The organism is Vibrio sp. 2033 (assembly GCF_033339735.1).
This window is the reverse complement of the sequence record NZ_JAWOVC010000802.1, coordinates 1-523: the sequence shown is the minus strand read 5'-3', so window position 1 is coordinate 523 and position 523 is coordinate 1. Positions and strand designations below refer to the sequence as shown.

Below are 523 nucleotides of genomic sequence, written 5' to 3'. Positions count from 1 at the left end.
TCGTATTTTAGTAGATGAAGTTGGCTTCCCGCCAGAAGACATTATTTTTGACCCGAACATTTTTGCCGTCGCAACGGGTATTGATGAGCACAACAACTATGCTGTTGATTTCATTGAAGCTGTAGCGGACATCAAGCGCGATTTGCCACACGCGATGATTTCCGGAGGCGTGTCGAACGTGTCTTTCTCTTTCCGCGGTAATAACTACGTTCGTGAAGCTATCCATGCTGTATTCCTCTATCACTGTTTTAAAAACGGTATGGACATGGGCATTGTGAACGCGGGGCAGCTCGAAATTTATGACAACGTACCGGAAAAATTACGAGAAGCAGTAGAAGACGTTGTGCTTAACCGTCGAGATGACGCTACAGAAAGATTGTTGGATATCGCGGCTGAGTACGCAGATAAAGGCGTTGGCAAAGAAGAAGATGCCTCTGCGCTTGAGTGGCGAACTTGGCCTGTCGCAAAACGTTTAGAGCATGCGTTAGTTAAAGGGATCACAGAGTTCATCGTTGCAGACACT

At 46.5% G+C, this 523-nt stretch carries 1 protein-coding gene; it reads left to right on the top strand.

The features are described from left to right. The coding region (locus R7P74_RS29170) for a dihydropteroate synthase (RefSeq protein ID WP_318124212.1) at nucleotides 1–523 on the top strand (523 nt) is incomplete at both ends.